Genomic DNA, 19,635 nt, shown 5'->3' with positions numbered 1-19,635 from the left:
GAAGAGGCTAAACGCGGCGGACTGTAAATCCGCTCCTTCGGGTTCGGGGGTTCGAATCCCTCCCCTTCCATTCCTTTAGTTACGGGCATAGTTTAAAGGTAGAACTAAGGTCTCCAAAACCTTCAGTGTGGGTTCAATTCCTACTGCCCGTGTTTATAGAATTATGGCGGGTGTGGTGAAGTGGTTAACACACCAGATTGTGGCTCTGGCATGCGTGGGTTCGATCCCCATCACTCGCCTATTTTATATTATTGGGGTATAGCCAAGCGGTAAGGCAAGGGACTTTGACTCCCTCATGCGTTGGTTCGAATCCAGCTACCCCAGTTACTATTTGCCGGCGTGGCGGAATTGGCAGACGCGCTGGACTCAAAATCCAGTGTCCGCAAGGACGTGCCGGTTCGACCCCGGCCGCCGGTATAGTAATAAAGACAAGGTTTCTAAGCCTTGTCTTTTCTTTTATATTTTGAACCGTTCTTGATTGAGTTACTAAAAATTACTATTTTTTTCTACTTGGCTTAGAAAAGCGATAGCAGAACGATATTTTTTATTTCTCTCTATATCCTTTGTAGTTATCTTTGAAAGTCGTGTTAAATCTGAATTATGACGTAGGTCAGCCAATTTTACAACCCTAGCGAGTTCATTTGTCTTTACTAGGTTGAGATATGATTGATAATCCTGTCCTTTTTTCTTTGTAAGTATATCAACGGCTTCTATAATCGTCTTTGAAAAGCCTAGCTCTTCTAGGTCTAGTAGGGTTAGTTTAGTATCTTCTACAACATCATGAAGATAAGCAACCGCTTTTTCCTCATCAGTTTCTACAAAACTTGCAACGGTCTTCGGGTGTTTAATATAGTCAACACCTGCTTTATCAACCTGTCCTAAATGAGCTTTTTTAGCTACTTCATAAGCCTGTTGGCTTACTGATTTTTGTATTTTATCCATATCTTTATTCTATATTTTAGTTTTTTAAAATGCAAGCTACTTTACAATAAATCATCTAGTTTGTCTGCTAGGTCTTTCTGTTTGCTTGGATATAAGTGTGAATATGTATCGATTGTGGTGGTTATAGAAGCGTGTCCTAAGCGTTCTTTAACCACTAGGTAATCTTCTCCATTATTGATTAAAAGAGAAGCATGTGAGTGTCTAAAATCGTGTATGCGTATCTTTTTTAATGTGTTATCACGTTCAAGGATTTTCTTATACTGTTTTTCAATAGCGTCCTTAGTAATGATGATTGGGCTATTTTGAAATACCTGTAGTGTAGTTATGTCATTTGAGAATTGTTGTAATTGTTTTGCTTGTTTCTTCTGCCAAGTTTCCAGCTCTTGACTTAATTTTTTATTGATGATAATTCTTCTAGTACCTGCCTTAGTCTTTGTTGTACTGATATGGCTGATACCTTTATTTACGTAAGTAGATTTAGTGACATGGATTGTATTACTAGTAAAATCTACGTCTTGCCAAGTGAGTGCGAGTGCTTCACCGAGCCGTAGTCCTGTGAAAAAGAGGACGGTGAACAATAATTTTATATTGTATTCATCAACCTCAAAGAGTTTTAAAAATTGTTGAAACTCTGCAATTGTCCAGAATTGCATTTTAGTTTTTTCAATTGGTAATTTTTTTAGTAACTTTACAGGATTTGTAGTGTAATAACCTTTTCGCAAACCTACATCAAAAATTTTTTTGAGTAAAATCATGATTTTATTGATGGTATTTGTGCTTAAGGGTTTATCTGAATTTTGTGCTATTTTTTGACGGAGTTGTTCTCTAAATTGATAGATATCTTCATAGGTCAGTTTTCCAACATTATCCACGTTTATAAAATACTCTCTGATATGCTTGTTGTAGTTATTCTCTTGAGTATTGATATAGCTTGTTTTTCTATGGTTTATGCTGTCTTCTTCTTTCAACATGTCATAAAGCATGGGAACAGTTATTTTTGCTCCGTAGAAGCGTTCTTTTAGCTCTACACTTCGTAGGTAGTGTTCTGCTTCGGTGGCTTCTTTCTTGGTCTTAAATCCTTTTCTAACAATTCTACGTTGCTTTAACGTGATAGGGTCGAAACCATTACTGATGTCAACTATCCAGCTATTGTCTTTGTCTTTTCGTATTGCCATCTGTTACCCCCTAGTAAGTGGGATATTTTGAACATCAAACCCGAGCAGTTCAGTAGCTATAGTAGCAGGTATAGTTCCAATCCGTTTGTTTTGATACACCCTAAATCCTCGTGCTACTAGAAGTTCTTTTCCTTGTCGGATAATACGTTTAGATGTTCCCTCAGAGAATCCGAGGGCAACTAGGTCATTCTTAGTAACAGTTGCTATCATGTGACTTACTCCTTTATTCATCTAGTCTTATTTTCTTGTACTTTACATGATTATCAAAATACTGACCGTCTTTATAGACTTTACTCGTGTACTCTGTTTCATATAGGACAGTTGAGCTGTCATATTCAAATGTTTCGTATGTATAAAACTTATCTTCATCAGGTTTTTTCAAGTTGCGAGATGACAGATAAGCTTGTTTTCCAAAATTTTCTAATAGCTCTTGTCCGATACCTTTTTCAAAATATTTTGTAACATATCGACCGCGGTTTTCTTTGCTGTCGACATCAACTTTATTTATCCGTACTGCTCCATGCCCCCAAAGTTTTAATAGTTGACTATGTGGGATATAGGGAACGCTGAAAAGCAGGATATGAGCGTGCCATGCTCCACGTTTTTGTTTTTCTAATACTGCTATATACCTTAATTGGCTTTTCTTTGTCTTAAATATGTGATAGTTAAAGCGTTTGATAAATGTTTTTAGTAAGTCTTTGAAATGGTTTCTATCGCTGATATTTTCTTTGGTGGTTAATGTGAGAAAAGAAGTCGTATCATCAAAATTACAATCGACTAGGCGGAGTAAGTTCCACTTTGCTTCTAAGCGAGTTTTCTTCATACGTTCAAGACGTTGTTCTTGTTCTTCAGGTTTTAGTTCATCAAATTTTCTGCGTTTTGTTTTTTCCTTGCTTTCAGTATTAATATCGATTGATTTTCCTTTTGAAAATATTGGCTTTTCATATTCCCAAATTTCAATATAGGAAGAAGTGCGGACTATTTTTTTATTGTACGAAGTCATAAAAAATAGTTCCTTTTAGATTGGCTTTCGCCAAAAGATTGTCTATATAATAAATAAACTAGGAGGAGCAAAGCTCCTCCTAACTTTTATCATGTGACCTAAGCACCGCTCTGCTAAACACGCTTCCAGCTTGCCGACCTCCAGTCGGCAGTTTTGCCTATGATCACATGATTAAAAGTTATAGAAAATAATATTTCTTGGTAATTGTATCATAGCAAAGAACAGGTATTGTTTTGCTATGATTTACATCCCCATCAATGAAGTAATGATTCTGGTTGTAATACACTTTTCCAAGATAGCTATCATCTCTTGCAACTTGATGAGAAGCGATATGACCTGAAATGACATCTTTGATGAAAGCACCTGTTGTTACTGGAAATTTATTGGTAAATGTTTCTGGACTTGTCAACTCCTCCCACAGGTCACCAGCTTCTTCTTCAATACCTGCATGAACAAAAATTTGATTATCAGTCTCGTAATAGCGTTTATCCTTGTATCGCTCTTTAAACCAGTCTATAAATTTAGTTTTCGTTTTGATTGCATTTCTAATAGCAATTTCAAAGTTATTGGGATTAGAGACTAAGATTTCTTTCAACTCTTCTGGAGAAAAGAAACTTTGTATCGTTTCTCCGAATGCAGAAGCAGTAGGAGTTTCTGGTATTAACCAGTCGTAGAACCATTCCTCATGATTGCCAAATAGGGTGATGATTTGCCCAGAGTACACTTCTTCTAGCTCTATAATTTTAGACAACACTTGAAAAGATTTAGAACCGTTATCAATATAGTCTCCAAGTAAGATAAGTCTGTTATCTTTATCAGATAACTCTACTTTGTTGAGAGCTTTTATGAACTCATCTAAATATCCATGTATGTCAGAAATTGCGTAAATTTTAGCCATAGAATCTTATTTTGTTAGAGGGAGCACATCAGAGCATGAGAACCAAAGGTTTCCGTTATACTGACCAACATTCAAATCTTTTAATATAACAGGGCAGGTTTTGTTGTTTGCCATATCTTGTACAGAAGCAGTAGGAGTGAGAGTATTAACCTTGACCTGTATCATCTCCATGAAAAAATCGCTATTTTCATCTTGAATTGACACATTTAGACGTAATGCGGTAGGTTTACTGGTTTCACGGTCTAAAACTTCAGTATATCCTTTTACGGCAAAGAAACGATTACCAAGGAGCTCAATTTTCAAAAAGTCATTTAATTTCATAGATAGTTTCCTTTCTTTTTTACCTCCTGCCAAAGCAGTCGGTTTGCTCTTTTTCTCTGTTGGAAAGAATACCTATTCCAACAGAGAAAAAGACCGCTATTAGTGGACTGGTAGTATGTTTCTAACTACCTGCAAAAATTCTCGTTTTGTTTTAACATCAACGAATGGAACTATTGTCAGTACAGGTTCCACAGAATTCAGACCGTCAGCATAAAAGAGAGCCTCTCCTTTTCTATCGGATACAGTAGGAACATTTTCCAATTCACACATAGAAAAAGCCATTCTTAGACGGTCACTTCCTGGATTCCCAAGATATAATACCGCAGATATTTGGTTTCTCAATTCTACCGGAATATTCTCAGCATTAGGGTCTTGCGTAGATAATAGTAAGTGACAACCAGCCTGTCTTCCTTTACGAGCAATCAAACCCAAGTTTTGCAAAATTTCGTTCCATAACTCTTTACCTTGTTTGCTAGAGCCACAAGAATCACGAATAGAAGCAAGCTCATCGACAAATAGAAAATTAGGTGTCATCATGCCCAGGTCATATGCATCAGCATTTAATGAACTATTCTGTTTGATAATTTCAAACCTTGCATCCATAATCTCTATAAATTTTCTCGATAATTTTGCTAGCATTTGGGGTGAAGAGCCTACTGCCACTTGTTCTCCCAGTTCTTCGTGAAGAAGTTCACCAATACGATATAAATCGGCAGCCTTACCATCAACTATACCTAAATAAGTATCATCATCACTACCACAACCTTTAGCCAGTGCGTTAAATAAGTACCATTGTAAGGCTATTGTTTTGCCTGTTCCAGTGCGTCCATAAATACCGATATTAGTATTCGATTTCAAAGAGAATTGTTGGGTATTTGATAGCTTGATTATTGGAGTAGGAATATCTTCAAAAAATTCTTTAGTCAATGTGTGGGCATTTAAAACATACTGTTCAATTTTTTCTGTGTGACCGAGTTTATAAATAACACAATCAGGGAATTCTTGTTTTGATATTAAAGGCAACCCTAAGGTTGGTATAAGATACTCCTCTAGATTTTTAAGAAGTTTTAAAAATTTATTCCCAAACAGAGGTACTTTAACCATTACATCATTATTAGGCGTGATTTCGAAGTTCAATGTTGCGCTATTGATTACTAGATTGTTACTTTCTTCATATAAATTTAGACTTATTAGCATATCAAATAGAGATTCTCTGACGTACAATATACTTTGAATTTTTTTAATAAAAGTAGACCTAAAAAATTTTTCTACAAGAATAATAAGGCCTGTAAAAAAACTTGACATAATCAATCCAAAAGGTATAAAGGGGATTGAAAACCAAGTATTTATCAATAAGAGGCCTACTAACAATTCAGTTCCTATTCTACTAAGAAAAAGTCTACGAGAAGTAATAACATAGGGATTAACTTTTACTTTCACAGATTTGCTCAGTTTCAGTATTTTCATCTTCATTCCTCTCAGAAATTAATGTATCTATACAACCAATTAAAAAGATAAATGGATTTTAGTAAGGTCAGGAGCTCTAATATTTGCAATTATAGTAAGCAGAGTACAGATAGAAAGTACCAGTATTGACCAATGAGCCACCCTTAATCTGCTACTTGAAATGATATAATTTCTTGTTAAATCTGCTATTGTTCTTAATCTAAATAGTTTCATTTAAAAACTCCTAAACTGTAAAAGTTACTTGTAGTGCTTTATGGTCACTAAAATGATTATCAAGTGTCGAATAGTTTTCAATTTTGCTATTTGGTGTAATGAAAATATGGTCAAGTTTCTTATTACTCCAAGTCGGTAAATCTCGGCTAGCATTTACCATGTATTGCTCCATTTCAACTATCTTATCGGGTAAAGTCGTTTCATTATTTGGACTTTCATTGAAATCACCTGCCAAGATAATATGGTCATACAATTTGCTTGCTTGGGAAGCAAATTGAATATATTTATCCCACATTTCTTTTTTTTCTACGGGGCGATTTTCAAAAAGAGGAAAGTGGAGAGAAAAGACCGCGATAGTTTTATTATTAATTTTAAACAGACCACCACTTTGTCTACAATAGAAGTCATCATAAATAGGAGGAAGTTCTTTGATGAGTTCGATATTGTCACTAAAATAGAAAAGTCTAGTACTTACAGCATTAGATTTATCAGACTTAGGATAAATAACCCCATATCCACGCTTTCTCAATTCTGTATCAAGTTCTTTTGCTAACTTTTCGGCTAACAAAAATTTCTGATATTCATCAACATTTAAGTAGCGAGGCTTTGTTGATGGTTGGGTGCCTCCAGCTTCTTGTAATGCTATGAAAGTAGGGTTTTGTGATAATAAATAATCAGCTATCTTAGTAGAAGTTCTATCCTTATATGGTCCACCAGAGCCACGATAATCAAGGTTTGCAGTCAATAAAGATAAATTAGTCATATCAGTTCTCCTTTTATTGAAAAATTTAAAAAATATAAACGTTGTTATTCTTTTTAAAAAATAAACGATACAGATGTCGTCTATTTTTGAGTGTTTTCAAGATAAAACTTAGCAAGGAAATCTATTACCTGCCCTTGAGTTGGGGGATAACCTAAATTTCTCACTAGTTCTCCTGCAATGATTTCCAAATTTAACTTGGTTGATTTATCTACAACTGCTGATATATTTGTAGGATTATCAAACATGCTACTTGCTGGAACTGGTTTACCTCTTGCCATAATTTTTCCTTTCAACATTATAACCATGTTTATAACTATTATAATTTTTCTATGCATACTTGTCAACCCATAACACCTAAAAAAATAAAAAATTCTATACGCGTATGGTATAATCTACTTATTTGAAAAATGATGAAAGGTTAGATAAAATGGGATATAGTGAATGGCAACCTGTCAATTATTCAGTTACTGAAGATGAAGACTTTGAAACAGTAAAACAAAGAGTAATTAAAGATTTTCAACATTATCTAAAACTACTTGATGATGGTACTGAGAAAAGTCGTGACAAAGTCTATAAATCTTTTACTTTTAGTAAGTTATTTGGAGAAGAACTTGGTACTGACGATGATATCGACAAGTTAAGTAAAGAAATAATGGATAGATTGAGGAAAAGTAAATCCTAAAAAGTTACTAAAAATAAAAAAACTATCGTTTTTGCGATAGAGGTATCTTCTTAAAAAGGCTATTTGAAAGGCTTCACATACTTATAAAACGGTAAGAGCCAAACTCAAAATCCAGTTTCCGCAAGGACGTGCCGGTTCGACCCCGGCCGCCGGTATAGTATGAAAGACAAGGTTTTCGGACCTTGTTTTTTGATTTAGTGAAGATTTTGATATTTTTTCTTTAAGTACAGATAACTGATGAAACATCTTTTTCTTCTTATTCTAGTCATTTTTAGTGTATTTTTGGTATAATATTACTTATTCACAATTTATTTTGATTATGAAAGAGTTTGGTGATTAATGTCTCGGTCTGTTGAATTACTAAAGAAACGTTACTTAAAGAATATAAAAGAGAACCCAAATTTATTTATTGGGATTGAGTTAGAATATCCTATTGTAAATTTAGAGGGTAAGGCTACAGATGGTGAAGTTGTTAAGGATCTCTTTCGGTATTTACCATCAGTACTGGGCTTTACTATCGAAAAAGTGGATGATTTTGGGAATCCAATTCAGTTGCTTGATCCAGTCAGCCAAGATACGATCTTGTTTGAGGTTGCTTATACGACAATTGAGTTTGCATTCGGAAAGGCCGAATCTATCCAAGAGGTAGAAGAACGCTTTGATTTCTATATGGCTACGATTCAGAATAAGTTGGGTGAAGCTAATCATGCTATTGTTGGCTGCGGCATTCATCCCAACTGGGATAAAAATGAGAATTGTCCAGTGGCTTATCCCCGCTATCAGATGTTGATGGCTTATCTGAAATTGAGTAGAAATGTAACTAAATCAGATTTACATCATTTCCCTGAGTATGGTGCCTTTATCTGTGGAAGTCAGGTTCAACTAGACGTTTCAAGGTCCAGCTACCTGCGTGTTATCAATGCTTTTACTCAAATTGAAGCTGCCAAAGCTTATTTGTTTGCCAATTCTGAGTTTTCAGGGGCAGATTGGGATACCAAAATTTCGAGAGATATTTTTTGGGAAGAATCCATGCATGGTATCTATCCAGAGAATGTAGGTGTCAACACTAGACTATTTAAAGATGAGGATGATTTTTTTGACTATCTAAATCATTCTGCGATTTTTACTGCGGAGCGTGATGGGCAGACCTATTATTTTTATCCGATTCAGGCTAGGGACTATTTGGCTACACCTGAAATCCAAGCATTTACCCTTAATGGGGATGAGGTGTTAATTCATCCTCAGGAGGAAGATTTCCAAACTCATCGTAGTTATCAGTACCAAGACTTAACGACTCGAGGGACTATTGAATTTCGTAGTGTGTGTACGCAACCTCTAGATAGAACTTTTGCTTCTGTTGCCTTTCACTTGGGATTGTTGGTTTATTTAGACAAGCTTGAAGCTTACTTGCGAACTGCTCCATTTTTTACCACAGCTGGTCGTGATTATAAGCTTTTAAGACGACAATTTTCTAAAAAACAACTCACAGATGAAAAAGAAGCTGCGGTTCTCGAGTTTTCTAAAGATTTACTCACCCTAGCTGAGGAAGGACTGGAGAAAAGAGATAAGCAAGAAATGGTTTATTTAGAGCCTTTGAAGAAAGAATTGGGATTATAATTTCTCTTATAAAGGGAGAATTTTCTGAAAAATCATGATATAATGGAAGAGACTATAGATAAAGGATAGAGATTCATGACATTAGTTTATCAATCAACGCGTGATGCCAACAATACAGTAACTGCCAGCCAAGCTATTTTGCAAGGTTTGGCGACGGATGGTGGTTTGTTTACACCGCTTACTTATCCAAAGGTGGATTTGGACTTTGAAAAATTGAAAGATGCTTCTTATCAGGAAGTTGCTAAACTTGTTTTGTCAGCATTTTTAGATGACTTTACAGCTGAGGAGTTGGACTACTGTATCAACAATGCCTACGATAGCAAGTTTGATACTCCAGCTATTGCGCCATTGGTGAAACTGGATGGGCAATACAACTTGGAATTGTTCCATGGTTCAACGATTGCCTTTAAAGATATGGCCTTGTCTATCTTGCCGTACTTTATGACGACAGCCGCTAAAAAGCATGGTTTGGAGAACAAGATTGTCATTTTGACAGCGACATCTGGTGATACTGGGAAAGCTGCTATGGCAGGGTTTGCCGATGTGCCTGGAACTGAGATTATCGTCTTTTATCCAAAGGATGGTGTCAGCAAGGTGCAAGAGTTGCAAATGACTACTCAGACTGGCGACAATACTCATGTTATCGCTATTGATGGAAACTTTGATGATGCGCAAACAAATGTGAAGCACATGTTCAACGATGTAGCTCTTCGTGAAAAATTGGCAGCGAACAAGTTGAAATTTTCATCAGCTAACTCTATGAACATTGGTCGTTTGGTGCCACAGATTGTTTATTATGTTTATGCCTACGCTCAGTTGGTCAAGTCTGGTGAGATTGTGGCTGGTGATAAGGTCAACTTCACAGTACCAACAGGAAACTTTGGAAATATTTTGGCTGCCTTTTATGCTAAACAAATCGGTCTTCCAGTTGGCAAATTAATCTGTGCTTCAAATGACAACAATGTTTTGACAGACTTCTTCAAGACACGTGTTTACGATAAGAAACGTGAGTTTAAGGTAACAACTAGCCCATCTATGGATATCTTGGTATCTTCAAACTTGGAGCGTTTGATTTTCCATCTTTTGGGGAATGATGCGGTTAAGACAGCTGAACTCATGAATGCCTTAAATAGCCAAGGTCAATATGAGTTGACTAATTTTGATACAGAGATTCTTGACCTCTTTGCAGCTGAATATGCGACTGAGGAAGAAACTGCGGCAGAAATTAAACGTGTTTATCAAACAGATGCCTACATCGAGGATCCACACACAGCTGTTGCCTCAGCAGTGTATAGAAAATACCAAGCGGCTACTGGCGATGCGACTAAGACAGTGATTGCTTCAACAGCTAGTCCTTACAAGTTCCCAGTGGTTGCCGTAGAAGCGGTAACAGGAAAAGCAGGCTTGACTGACTTTGAAGCCTTGGCTCAATTACATGACATTTCAGGAGTGGCAGTGCCACCAGCGGTGGATGGCCTTGAAACAGCTCCAGTTCGTCATAAAACAACAGTGGCAGCTGCTGATATGCAAGCAGCGGTTGAGGCTTATCTAGGACTTTAAGACAGAGGGAGTAAACTCGGTTGGGAAACCAACTGAGTTTCTTTTCATCAGGAGGAAGGATTGTTTAAGAAAAATAAAGACATTCTTAATATTGCATTGCCAGCTATGGGTGAAAACTTTTTGCAAATGCTCATGGGAATGGTGGACAGTTACTTGGTCGCTCACTTGGGACTGATAGCTATTTCGGGTGTTTCAGTTGCTGGCAATATTATCACCATTTACCAGGCGATTTTTATCGCTCTGGGAGCTGCTATTTCCAGCGTTATTTCAAAAAGTTTGGGGCAGAAAGATCAGTCTAAGTTGGCTTATCACGTGACAGAGGCTCTCAAGATAACCCTATTGCTGAGTGCACTTTTAGGCGCCTTATCGCTCTTTGCTGGGCAAGAGATGATAGGACTTTTGGGAACTGAGCAGGCTGTGGCCGAGAGTGGTGGACTCTACCTATCTTTGGTAGGCGGATCGATTGTTCTCTTGGGCTTGATGACGAGTCTAGGCGCCTTGATTCGTGCAACGCATAATCCGCGTCTCCCCCTCTATGTGAGTCTTTTATCCAATGCCTTGAATATTCTTTTTTCAAGTCTAGCTATTTTTGTCCTTGATATGGGTATAGCGGGTGTTGCTTGGGGGACTATCTTGTCTCGCTTAGTCGGTCTTGTGATTTTGTGGTCGCAATTAAAGCTGCCTTTTGAGAAACCGACTTTTGCTTTAGATAAAGAACTATTGACCTTGGCTTTGCCAGCGGCAGGAGAACGTCTCATGATGCGGGCTGGAGATGTAGTGATCATTGCCTTGGTCGTCTCTTTTGGAACGGAGGCAGTAGCGGGGAATGCAGTCGGAGAAGTCTTGACCCAGTTTAACTATATGCCTGCCTTTGGCGTGGCTACAGCAACGGTCATGCAGGTAGCTCGAGCAGTTGGAGAGAATAACTGGGAAAGAGTAGATGATTTGAGTAAGCAAACCTTTTGGCTTTCTCTGCTTCTCATGTTGCCCTTAACTCTCAGTATCTATGCCTTAGGGACACCACTGACTCATCTCTATACGACCGATCCTGTAGCAGTCGAAGCGAGCGTTTTGGTGGCACTTTTCTCTCTACTAGGAACTCCTATGGCGACAGGGACAGTCATCTATACGGCAGTTTGGCAGGGCTTGGGAAATGCTCGCCTCCCCTTTTATGCGACAAGTATTGGGATGTGGTGTATCCGTATAGGGACAGCTTATTTGATGGGGCTTGTGCTTGGTTGGGGCTTACCAGGTATTTGGGCAGGGACACTTTTGGATAATGGTTTTCGCTGGTTATTTCTACGTTACCGTTACCAGCGTTATATGAGCTTGAAAGGATAGGAGATGAAAGAAACAGCTTTTATTTGGGATTTAGACGGGACTTTATTGGACTCTTACGAAGCGATTTTGTCAGGGATTGAGGAGACCTTTGCTCAATTTTCTATTCCTTATGATAAGGAAAAAGTGAGAGAGTTTATCCTCAGGTACTCTGTGCAGGATTTGCTGGAGCAGGTAGCAGAAGAGAGAAATCTGGATGCGGAAGTACTCAATCAGGTGCGTGCCCAGAGTCTGGCTGAGAAGAATACTCAGGTAGTTTTGATGCCAGGTGTGCGTGAAGTGCTAGCTTGGGCAGACCAAGCAGGGATTCAGCAGTTTGTCTATACTCATAAGGGGGACAATGCTTTTGCCATTCTCAGAGACTTGGGGTTGGAATCCTATTTCAAAGAGATTTTAACCAGTCAGAGTGGCTTTGCGCGCAAGCCCAGTCCAGAAGCGGCGACCTATCTGCTAGACAAGTATGAGTTGGATTCTGAGAACACCTACTATATAGGAGACCGAACTTTGGATGTGGAATTTGCCCAGAATAGTGGCCTTCAAAGCATCAACTTTTTAGAGTCTTCTTATGAAGGGAATCAGAGGATTCAAGCACTGGCAGATGTTCCTCATATTTTTGAGGATTAGGGACGAGAAGATTGTGTCAGTTTTGTGACAGAAACCTAACAAACTATTTCAAGTAATCGAGTTTGTTACAAGGAATAGACAGTTCTGTTAAATAGGCCCGAGAGGGCTTTTTTTCTGCTTTTTTTGTGTTATGATAGACAGGTACTCATTTGAAAGGAATATGAACGAATGAAGAAAAGAATTATTTTAGCCTCAACAGTAGCCTTGTCTCTTGCTCCCGCATTAGGAGCTAAAGCTCAAGAAATCTCTTGGACAGCACGTAGCGTTGAGCAAATCCAAAATGACGTGACGAAAAACGAAAACAAAAACAGCTATACAGTTCAGTATGGTGATACCCTGAGCACGATTGCAGAAGCTTTGGGAGTAGATGTGACGGTCCTTGCTAATTTGAATAAAATTACCAATATGGACTTGATTTTCCCAGATACTGTCCTCACTACAACTGTCAATGAGGAAGAAGAGGTAACGGAAGTTGAAATCCAAGCTCCTCAATCAGATGCTAGTGAAGAAGTGACGACTGCGACAGCTGATTTGACGACGAATCAAGTGACAGTTGATGAACAAACAGTTCAAGTAGAAGATCTTTCTCAACCAATTGAGGAAGCTCCAACTGCAACAGAGACTGAAAAACCAGCAGAAGTAGCGCCAAGTTCAGAAGTTTCTGAGACAGCGACAGTTGCTGAAGAGACACTATCTACAGAAACACCTGTAGCTGAAGAAACAGCTGAAACGACTCTAGCGGAAGCACCAGTAGCAGAAACAACTCGCCCAGTTGAAGAAGCTCCACAAGTGGCGATTCCAGCTACCGAAGAAACGGCAGCAACAACTCCAGCAGAAGCCCCAGTAGCAGCTGCTCCAGCAACTGAAACGCCTGCTGATACAACAGGAACAAGTGCAACAGAAGAAACAGCAGCATCAACAGCAACTTCTGACACTGCAACTTCGACTTATCAAGCAGAGCAAAGCCAAACGGCTTCAAGAACTTATTCGGCTCCAGCTGTTCCTGATTATGCAGGACTTGCTGTAACCAAGTCTGAGAATGCTGGTCTACAACCACAAACAGCAGCCTTTAAAGAAGAAGTAGCCAACTTGTTTGGGATTACATCCTTTAGTGGCTACCGTCCTGGTGACAGTGGGGACCATGGTAAAGGTTTGGCCATCGACTTCATGGTTCCAGTGAGTTCAGCACTCGGGGATCAAATTGCAGAATATGCAGTCAAAAATATGGCTAGCCGTGGTATCAACTACATCATCTGGAAACAACGTTTCTACGCTCCATATGATAGTAAATATGGACCAGCCTACACGTGGAATCCAATGCCAGACCGTGGCAGCGTAACCGAAAACCACTATGACCACGTTCACGTTTCAATGAACTAATCATTAAAATGGAAGTTGGGAACTGATTGAGTTCCCGCTTCTTTTTTGTGTGTCATTCCTTCAGGGTAAAAGGGATAAATATGAGGAAGTGAGTAATATTTCAAGAGAATGTAAGCATATTACTTGATTTGTTTTTTAGTCTATACTATACTTGATAAGTCCATCATTGACGAATCAACTTTAAAGGAGAAAGATTTATGGTAGCAATCCATGATTTACTGTATCAGCTACGGTTGGCAGATCAGTCTATGACACAACTATTCGAACGCCAATTGGGGATTAGTCTGACTCGTTATCAAATCTTGTGTTTCTTAATCGATCAGTCACCGTGTAATCAAATAGCAGTTCTGGATAGATTGAAGATTGATCAGGCTGCCTTGACACGGCACTTTAAAATTTTGGAAAAGGGAGGTTTGGTTAATCGACGTCGGAATCCTGAAAACCAGAGGGAGGTTTTGGTGGAAGTCACAGACTTTGCGAGAGAACAACTAGTAACCAACTCTCCTCAACAACATATAAACGTAAAAAATCAGATGGAGAGTGTACTTACAAAAGGAGAGCGAGAAGAGTTCAGTCGCTTGTTAGAAAAGTTGATATCTGGCTTAGAAGAGATAAAAATTTAAGGAGAAGAATATGTCTATTTTTACAATTGTTTTAGCAACTATCGTTGCCTTGGAGCATTTTTACATTTTTTATTTGGAAAGTGTGGCTACGCAATCAGATACTACTAGTCGAGTGTTTAATGTGGACAAGGAAGAACTGGCTCGTCCTTCAGTGAGTTCATTATTTAAAAATCAAGGGATTTATAATGCCTTGATAGGTGTCTTTCTCTTGTATGGGATTTATTTCTCACAAAGTTTGGAAATTGTGACTATCTTTGTTTTATTTGTGCTTGGTGCAGCGACCTACGGTTCTCTGACAGCAGACAAGAAGATTCTTCTGAAGCAAGGTGGGCCTGCTATTTTGACTCTGCTGAGTATGTTACTTTTGAAATAAGAAAACCAGCGTCCTGAAAGATGCTGGTTTTTGTATGCTCTTATCCATTTCGACGTTTACGAGCTAGTAGGACTCTGTAAAAGAAGATGTGATTGTTTTGAATATAGGGAAGGATTGAAAAACTAGCAATTCCAAAGGTGATCCAGTTGAGGAAGTACCAAGGGAATAGTTGTAGGTCGAGGACAAAGCGCTGGAATTTGTAACCCTTCATCAAGAAACGGCTAGTTTTCAGGATTTGACGGGGTTTAGCATGTCCTAAATCCAGAGTGTCGCAGAGGAGGAATTCTACCTGCGAGTAAGCATAATGTTGCGGTACGTAGAGGAGATTGCCCACGATCATCAAGATGAGGCTCACGAAAAAGTAGAGCCCAAAGGTCATAAGGAATTGCTCGGTTTCAACTGATGAGAGGTCTAATTTTGGAAATTCAGGATGTAGGGCAACAAATCTTCGAGCCAAGAGATTGCTATAAAAGAGGCAATAAATGCCTACTAAGTTTGGAATGCTCCATAAAAAGAGGTAGAAACGTTTGAGGAGCAGGGTCAGGAAGGTTTGCGAGAAGCGCTCTTCAGCAAAGAGGGTCAGGCTTGATTTTACTGAGAGTTCCGTATCAGGATCCTTGAGGAGTCGGAGTGTCGCAAAGGCAGCACCTACTAGAAAAATCGTGCTCATAAAAGAAACCACTAGTGGGAAGAGATAGGCTTGGAGCACTTGCGCCAGCATGCTGAAAAAGGATTGCTCTAAAACACTTTCTTGGAGACGAGCCAAGGGGTTGAGAAAGCCTGATAAGATGACCAGTATGCTAGGTAAGAGATAGACGAGAAAGAGGCGGGGGTTTTCAGCCTGAAACTGCCTAGTCTGCAGACGAATGGTTTTTAAATCAATTTTTTGGTATTTCATTCTTTCATTATACCATAGTTCGTGACAGTTCCTAGTTTTTTTGATAAAATCATACAGTATGCCTTTGGGCACAAAGTATGAACTGGGACTGTCTTTCCCAGCTTCGGAGGTAGAAAATGTCAGATTCACCAATCAAATACCGTTTGATTAAGAAAGAGAAACACACGGGAGCTCGTCTGGGAGAAATCATCACCCCGCACGGTACCTTTCCAACTCCTATGTTTATGCCAGTTGGGACCCAAGCCACTGTCAAGACTCAGTCACCGGAGGAGTTGAAGGAGATGGGTTCAGGGATTATTCTGTCCAACACCTATCACTTGTGGCTCCGTCCAGGAGATGAGCTCATCGCACGCGCAGGTGGTCTCCACAAGTTCATGAATTGGGACCAGCCGATTTTGACGGATAGTGGTGGTTTCCAGGTCTATTCCCTAGCAGATAGCCGAAATATCACAGAAGAAGGCGTAACTTTTAAAAACCACCTCAATGGTTCCAAGATGTTCCTATCTCCAGAAAAGGCTATTTCTATTCAGAACAATCTAGGCTCAGATATCATGATGTCTTTTGATGAATGTCCTCAGTTTTATCAACCTTACGACTACGTTAAGAAATCCATCGAGCGTACCAGTCGTTGGGCTGAGCGTGGCTTGAAGGCTCACCGTCGTCCACATGACCAAGGTTTGTTTGGAATTGTGCAGGGGGCAGGATTTGAAGACCTTCGCCGTCAGTCAGCTCACGACCTTGTCAGCATGGATTTCCCAGGTTACTCTATAGGTGGTTTGGCAGTGGGAGAAACGCACGAAGAGATGAATGCAGTCTTGGATTTCACAACCCAACTTCTCCCAGAAAACAAACCTCGCTATTTGATGGGTGTGGGAGCGCCAGATAGCTTGATTGATGGGGTCATTCGTGGGGTGGATATGTTTGACTGTGTCTTGCCGACTCGTATCGCTCGTAACGGTACCTGTATGACCAGTCAGGGACGTTTGGTTGTCAAAAATGCTCAGTTTGCTGAGGATTTTACGCCACTGGATCCTGAGTGCGATTGCTACACATGTAAGAACTATACGCGCGCTTATCTTCGTCACCTGCTCAAGGCCGATGAAACCTTCGGTATCCGCTTGACTAGCTACCACAATCTCTACTTCTTACTCAACCTGATGAAGCAGGTGCGTCAAGCTATCATGGATGACAATCTCTTGGAATTTCGTGAGTATTTTGTGGAAAAATATGGCTACAATAAGTCAGGACGCAATTTCTAAAATGGAATTTATAGAAGCTAAAAATCCTACGTTTTCTCGTAGGATTTTTCTTCTTTTTTTGATAGAATAAAGTGTATAACGAAAGGGAGAATAGACTCGTATGCGTATTAAATGGTTTTCCTTGATTAGGATTACAGGTTTACTTTTGGTGCTTTTGTACCACTTCTTTCAAACGATCTTTCCTGGAGGATTTTTCGGGGTAGATGTCTTTTTCACATTTTCGGGATTCTTGATTACCTCCCTCCTTTTAGAAGAGTTTGGAAAGAAAAGCCAGATTGATTTACTGGGCTTTTTTAAGAGACGGTTTTACCGCATCGTGCCACCTGTGGTGCTGATGGTTCTGGTGACCATGCCCTTTACCCTCCTAGTTCGTCAAGACTATGTTGCTGGAATTGGCGGCCAGATTGCTGGAGTTTTTGGTTTTATGACCAACTTCTATGAGATGTTAACAGGGGGAAGTTATGAATCTCAGTTCATTCCGCATCTCTTTGTCCACAACTGGAGTCTAGCTGTTGAGGTTCACTACTATATCCTTTGGGGCTTAGCGGTTTGGTTCTTATCCAAACGCTCAAAATCTAGTAGTCAATTGAGAGGGATGGTCTTTCTCCTTTCTGCGGGAGCTTTCATCATTAGCTTTTTCTCCATGTTTATTGGTAGTCTAATGGCTAGTTCCTATTCATCTGTCTACTTTTCAAGTTTGACCCATGTCTATCCCTTCTTTTTAGGAAGCATTTTGGCGACGGTTGTAGGTGTTCGTCAGACGAGTGATTTAGTCAAGCAGTTTGATCGGACGTGGGATCTTCGTCAGAACCTACTGGTGTTTGCTGCAGGTCTCTTGGTATTAGTACTCTTGACTTTCTTTGTCAAGTTTACTTACCTGTTCGCTTACTTGTTTGGTTTCTTGCTTGCCAGCTTAGCAGCCGTGGTCATGATTTTTGCTGCGCGTGTCTTGCATGAGAAAACGCCTGAGATACAAGAACCTCGGATCATTACATTTTTAGCGGATACCAGCTACGCGGTTTATCTTTTCCACTGGCCTTTTTATATTATCTTTTCTCAGCTGATGAGTAATTTATCCGCTGTTATTCTGACAATTATCTTTTCTTATTTCTTTGCTATCCTATCCTTCTATATTATTGAGCCATTGATTGCCGGTAAGACCAATCCTTTAATACGGAAGATTAGTCGATTACCTCATATTAAACCAATTAGTGCTAGTGGTGTTGGCATTCTTACTTTGATTACCTTGATTATCATAACTGTGGCTCCTCAAGTTGGAGCCTTTGAGACAGACTTGATGGTCAATGGTTTCAAACAAGCCCAGACCAACTTGGATCAGATGAAGAAATTGGCTGAGCAAGCTGAAGTCAGTCGCCTAGGAATTTCGGAGGGAACAAGCCTGATTGGAGATTCGGTAGCCTTACGAGCCAATACAGCCTTGCAAGAGGCGCTTCCTGAAGCAAATATCAATGCCCAAGTTAGTCGAACGACCAAGCAAGCCAATGACATCATGCTCAATAACAGCCAGAACAAGGTACTTCTAAAAACAGTTGTCATTGCAACGGGTGTAAACGGACCAGAGAATTATAAAGATGACTTAGATACGATAGTTAAAAATCTTCCCAAAGGCCACCATCTGATTCTTGTAACTCCTTATGAAGGTGACAAGAGCAAGGAGACTTACAAATCAGTTGAGCAGTATGCGACTTATGCGAGAGAATTAGCTGAAAAGAATCCGTATGTGAGCATCGCTGACTGGAATAAGGTTGCTAAGGAACACCCTGAAATCTGGGCTGGAACCGACCAAGTCCACTTTGGAAATGATAGCAACATGATTGAAGAAGGTGCTAAACTTTACGCAGAGACGATTGCAGCTGCGGTTAAGGCTGCTCAAGAACTGCCTGTAAAATCAAAATAAAATCATAACCACCCGTCTAACGGGTGGTTTGCACCAGGGCTATAAGCCCAAATCACCAGCCAGCGCCTAAAGGCGCTGGCTTTCACGTTGTTCAAGCCTCATTGCTCTTGACTCGTCACTTGCCTCTTAAAGAGGCTTTAGTATTACTTACCACTATCCCTAAAGGGATCCTCATATTCTTTTACACTTAATTTATAAAATGCTATATCATGCTTTACTCGTTCTCAAATTTTTATACTCGTGAAGAAATCATCCACTGGATAATTTCTTTAATCTTGAATATATTTCCTGATTGTGGCTTCATTAAGTCCCACTGTACTCACATAATAATCTTCTGCCCAGAAATGCCGATTCCCAAACTTGTACTTGAGATTAGCGTGTTTATCAAACATCATGAGTGCACTTTTACCTTTTAAATATCCCATGAAACTTGAAACACTTATCCTTGGTGGAATACTTACTAACATATGTACATGATCAGGCATCAAGTGACCTTCGATAATTTCAACACTTTTATAGCTGCACAAACGATGAAATATTTCGCCTAAACTACTTCGATATTGATTATAGATCACTTTTCG

20 protein-coding genes, 4 tRNA genes and 1 pseudogene are annotated in these 19,635 nt (G+C 39.3%); 14 read left to right on the top strand and 11 right to left on the bottom strand.

Features of this window, described 5'->3' with window-relative positions; genetic code table 11:
• Positions 1 to 81 precede the first annotated feature (81 nt).
• The 4 genes from E2R31_RS04250 to E2R31_RS04235 all read left to right on the top strand — a co-directional run bounded on the left by E2R31_RS04250 (position 82) and on the right by E2R31_RS04235 (position 417).
• Positions 82 to 152 (top strand) — tRNA-Trp (locus tag E2R31_RS04250).
• A gap of 14 nt (positions 153 to 166) precedes the next feature.
• Positions 167 to 239: transfer RNA gene (locus tag E2R31_RS04245), tRNA-His, on the top strand.
• Between the two features lie 13 nt (positions 240 to 252).
• Positions 253 to 324 (top strand) — tRNA-Gln (locus E2R31_RS04240).
• Between the two features lie 9 nt (positions 325 to 333).
• Positions 334 to 417: transfer RNA gene (locus tag E2R31_RS04235), tRNA-Leu, on the top strand.
• Between the two features lie 69 nt (positions 418 to 486).
• Here E2R31_RS04235 and E2R31_RS04230 read toward each other — a convergent pair.
• From E2R31_RS04230 to E2R31_RS04190, 9 genes are all read right to left on the bottom strand, one after another.
• Positions 487 to 942 (bottom strand): HD domain-containing protein, encoded by a 456-nt coding sequence (locus E2R31_RS04230; protein WP_125849424.1) that lies wholly within the window; start codon positions 940 to 942, stop codon positions 487 to 489.
• 41 nt (positions 943 to 983) lie between these two features.
• Positions 984 to 2,117 carry a site-specific integrase gene (locus E2R31_RS04225; protein ID WP_132972999.1) on the bottom strand — a complete coding sequence of 378 codons (1,134 nt, stop codon included), beginning with the start codon at positions 2,115 to 2,117 and terminating at the stop codon, positions 984 to 986.
• A 3-nt stretch (positions 2,118 to 2,120) separates the two neighbouring features.
• Positions 2,121 to 2,327: a DUF3173 domain-containing protein gene (locus E2R31_RS04220; protein ID WP_125849417.1), complete on the bottom strand. Its 207-nt coding sequence runs from the start codon at positions 2,325 to 2,327 to the stop codon at positions 2,121 to 2,123.
• 13 nt (positions 2,328 to 2,340) lie between these two features.
• Positions 2,341 to 3,120 carry a rolling circle replication-associated protein gene (locus tag E2R31_RS04215; protein WP_125849414.1) on the bottom strand — a complete coding sequence of 260 codons (780 nt, stop codon included), beginning with the start codon at positions 3,118 to 3,120 and terminating at the stop codon, positions 2,341 to 2,343.
• Positions 3,121 to 3,298: 178 nt separating this feature from the next.
• Entirely contained in the window at positions 3,299 to 4,018 is a 720-nt protein-coding gene (locus E2R31_RS04210) for a metallophosphoesterase (protein WP_125849411.1), read from the bottom strand.
• Positions 4,019 to 4,024: 6 nt separating this feature from the next.
• A complete protein-coding gene (locus E2R31_RS04205) occupies positions 4,025 to 4,339 on the bottom strand; it encodes a hypothetical protein (protein ID WP_125849408.1) in 315 nt (104 codons plus the stop codon).
• 99 nt (positions 4,340 to 4,438) lie between these two features.
• The gene (locus E2R31_RS04200) at positions 4,439 to 5,806 is read right to left on the bottom strand and encodes an ATP-binding protein (RefSeq protein WP_125849405.1); all 1,368 of its coding nucleotides are present in this window, start codon (positions 5,804 to 5,806) and stop codon (positions 4,439 to 4,441) included.
• A 223-nt stretch (positions 5,807 to 6,029) separates the two neighbouring features.
• The gene (locus E2R31_RS04195; protein ID WP_132972997.1) at positions 6,030 to 6,782 is read right to left on the bottom strand and encodes an endonuclease/exonuclease/phosphatase family protein; all 753 of its coding nucleotides are present in this window, start codon (positions 6,780 to 6,782) and stop codon (positions 6,030 to 6,032) included.
• 80 nt (positions 6,783 to 6,862) lie between these two features.
• Positions 6,863 to 7,060 carry a hypothetical protein gene (locus tag E2R31_RS04190; RefSeq protein ID WP_115242154.1) on the bottom strand — a complete coding sequence of 66 codons (198 nt, stop codon included), beginning with the start codon at positions 7,058 to 7,060 and terminating at the stop codon, positions 6,863 to 6,865.
• A 122-nt stretch (positions 7,061 to 7,182) separates the two neighbouring features.
• Here E2R31_RS04190 and E2R31_RS04185 point away from each other — a divergent pair, with 122 nt between their 5' ends.
• The 8 genes from E2R31_RS04185 to E2R31_RS04150 all read left to right on the top strand — a co-directional run bounded on the left by E2R31_RS04185 (position 7,183) and on the right by E2R31_RS04150 (position 14,979).
• Positions 7,183 to 7,464, top strand: coding sequence for a hypothetical protein (locus tag E2R31_RS04185; RefSeq protein ID WP_243701288.1), 282 nt, complete (start codon positions 7,183 to 7,185; stop codon positions 7,462 to 7,464).
• A gap of 339 nt (positions 7,465 to 7,803) precedes the next feature.
• On the top strand, positions 7,804 to 9,081 hold the full coding sequence (locus tag E2R31_RS04180; protein WP_132972995.1) for a glutamate-cysteine ligase family protein: 1,278 nt from the start codon (positions 7,804 to 7,806) through the stop codon (positions 9,079 to 9,081).
• Positions 9,082 to 9,156: 75 nt separating this feature from the next.
• Positions 9,157 to 10,641, top strand: coding sequence for a threonine synthase (gene thrC, locus E2R31_RS04175; RefSeq protein WP_132972993.1), 1,485 nt, complete (start codon positions 9,157 to 9,159; stop codon positions 10,639 to 10,641).
• Positions 10,642 to 10,701: 60 nt separating this feature from the next.
• A complete protein-coding gene (locus E2R31_RS04170) occupies positions 10,702 to 11,982 on the top strand; it encodes an MATE family efflux transporter (RefSeq protein WP_084946840.1) in 1,281 nt (426 codons plus the stop codon).
• 3 nt (positions 11,983 to 11,985) lie between these two features.
• Positions 11,986 to 12,603, top strand: coding sequence for an HAD family hydrolase (locus tag E2R31_RS04165; protein WP_132972991.1), 618 nt, complete (start codon positions 11,986 to 11,988; stop codon positions 12,601 to 12,603).
• A gap of 168 nt (positions 12,604 to 12,771) precedes the next feature.
• Positions 12,772 to 13,983, top strand: a complete 1,212-nt coding sequence (locus E2R31_RS04160) for a LysM peptidoglycan-binding domain-containing protein (protein WP_132972989.1) — start codon at positions 12,772 to 12,774, stop codon at positions 13,981 to 13,983.
• 197 nt (positions 13,984 to 14,180) lie between these two features.
• Positions 14,181 to 14,606: a MarR family winged helix-turn-helix transcriptional regulator gene (locus tag E2R31_RS04155; protein WP_084946831.1), complete on the top strand. Its 426-nt coding sequence runs from the start codon at positions 14,181 to 14,183 to the stop codon at positions 14,604 to 14,606.
• Positions 14,607 to 14,616: 10 nt separating this feature from the next.
• Positions 14,617 to 14,979, top strand: coding sequence for a DUF1304 domain-containing protein (locus E2R31_RS04150; RefSeq protein ID WP_096422857.1), 363 nt, complete (start codon positions 14,617 to 14,619; stop codon positions 14,977 to 14,979).
• A 40-nt stretch (positions 14,980 to 15,019) separates the two neighbouring features.
• On the opposite strand, the gene E2R31_RS04145 is transcribed toward E2R31_RS04150, so the two are convergent.
• The gene (locus E2R31_RS04145; RefSeq protein ID WP_132972987.1) at positions 15,020 to 15,877 is read right to left on the bottom strand and encodes a DUF975 family protein; all 858 of its coding nucleotides are present in this window, start codon (positions 15,875 to 15,877) and stop codon (positions 15,020 to 15,022) included.
• Positions 15,878 to 15,993: 116 nt separating this feature from the next.
• On the opposite strand from E2R31_RS04145, the gene tgt reads away from it, so the two are divergent.
• Both tgt and E2R31_RS04135 read left to right on the top strand, forming a co-directional pair.
• Positions 15,994 to 17,136, top strand: coding sequence for a tRNA guanosine(34) transglycosylase Tgt (gene tgt, locus E2R31_RS04140; protein ID WP_001285237.1), 1,143 nt, complete (start codon positions 15,994 to 15,996; stop codon positions 17,134 to 17,136).
• Positions 17,137 to 17,236: 100 nt separating this feature from the next.
• Positions 17,237 to 19,054, top strand: a complete 1,818-nt coding sequence (locus E2R31_RS04135; protein WP_132972985.1) for an acyltransferase family protein — start codon at positions 17,237 to 17,239, stop codon at positions 19,052 to 19,054.
• 272 nt (positions 19,055 to 19,326) lie between these two features.
• Here the strand turns inward: E2R31_RS04135 and tnpA are convergent.
• Positions 19,327 to 19,635: pseudogene (gene tnpA, locus E2R31_RS04130) on the bottom strand (IS200/IS605 family transposase); the annotation flags it as partial.

Source organism: Streptococcus downii, assembly GCF_004353325.1.
Lineage (GTDB): Bacteria > Bacillota > Bacilli > Lactobacillales > Streptococcaceae > Streptococcus > Streptococcus downii.
This window is presented reverse-complemented; position numbering and strand designations above follow the sequence as displayed.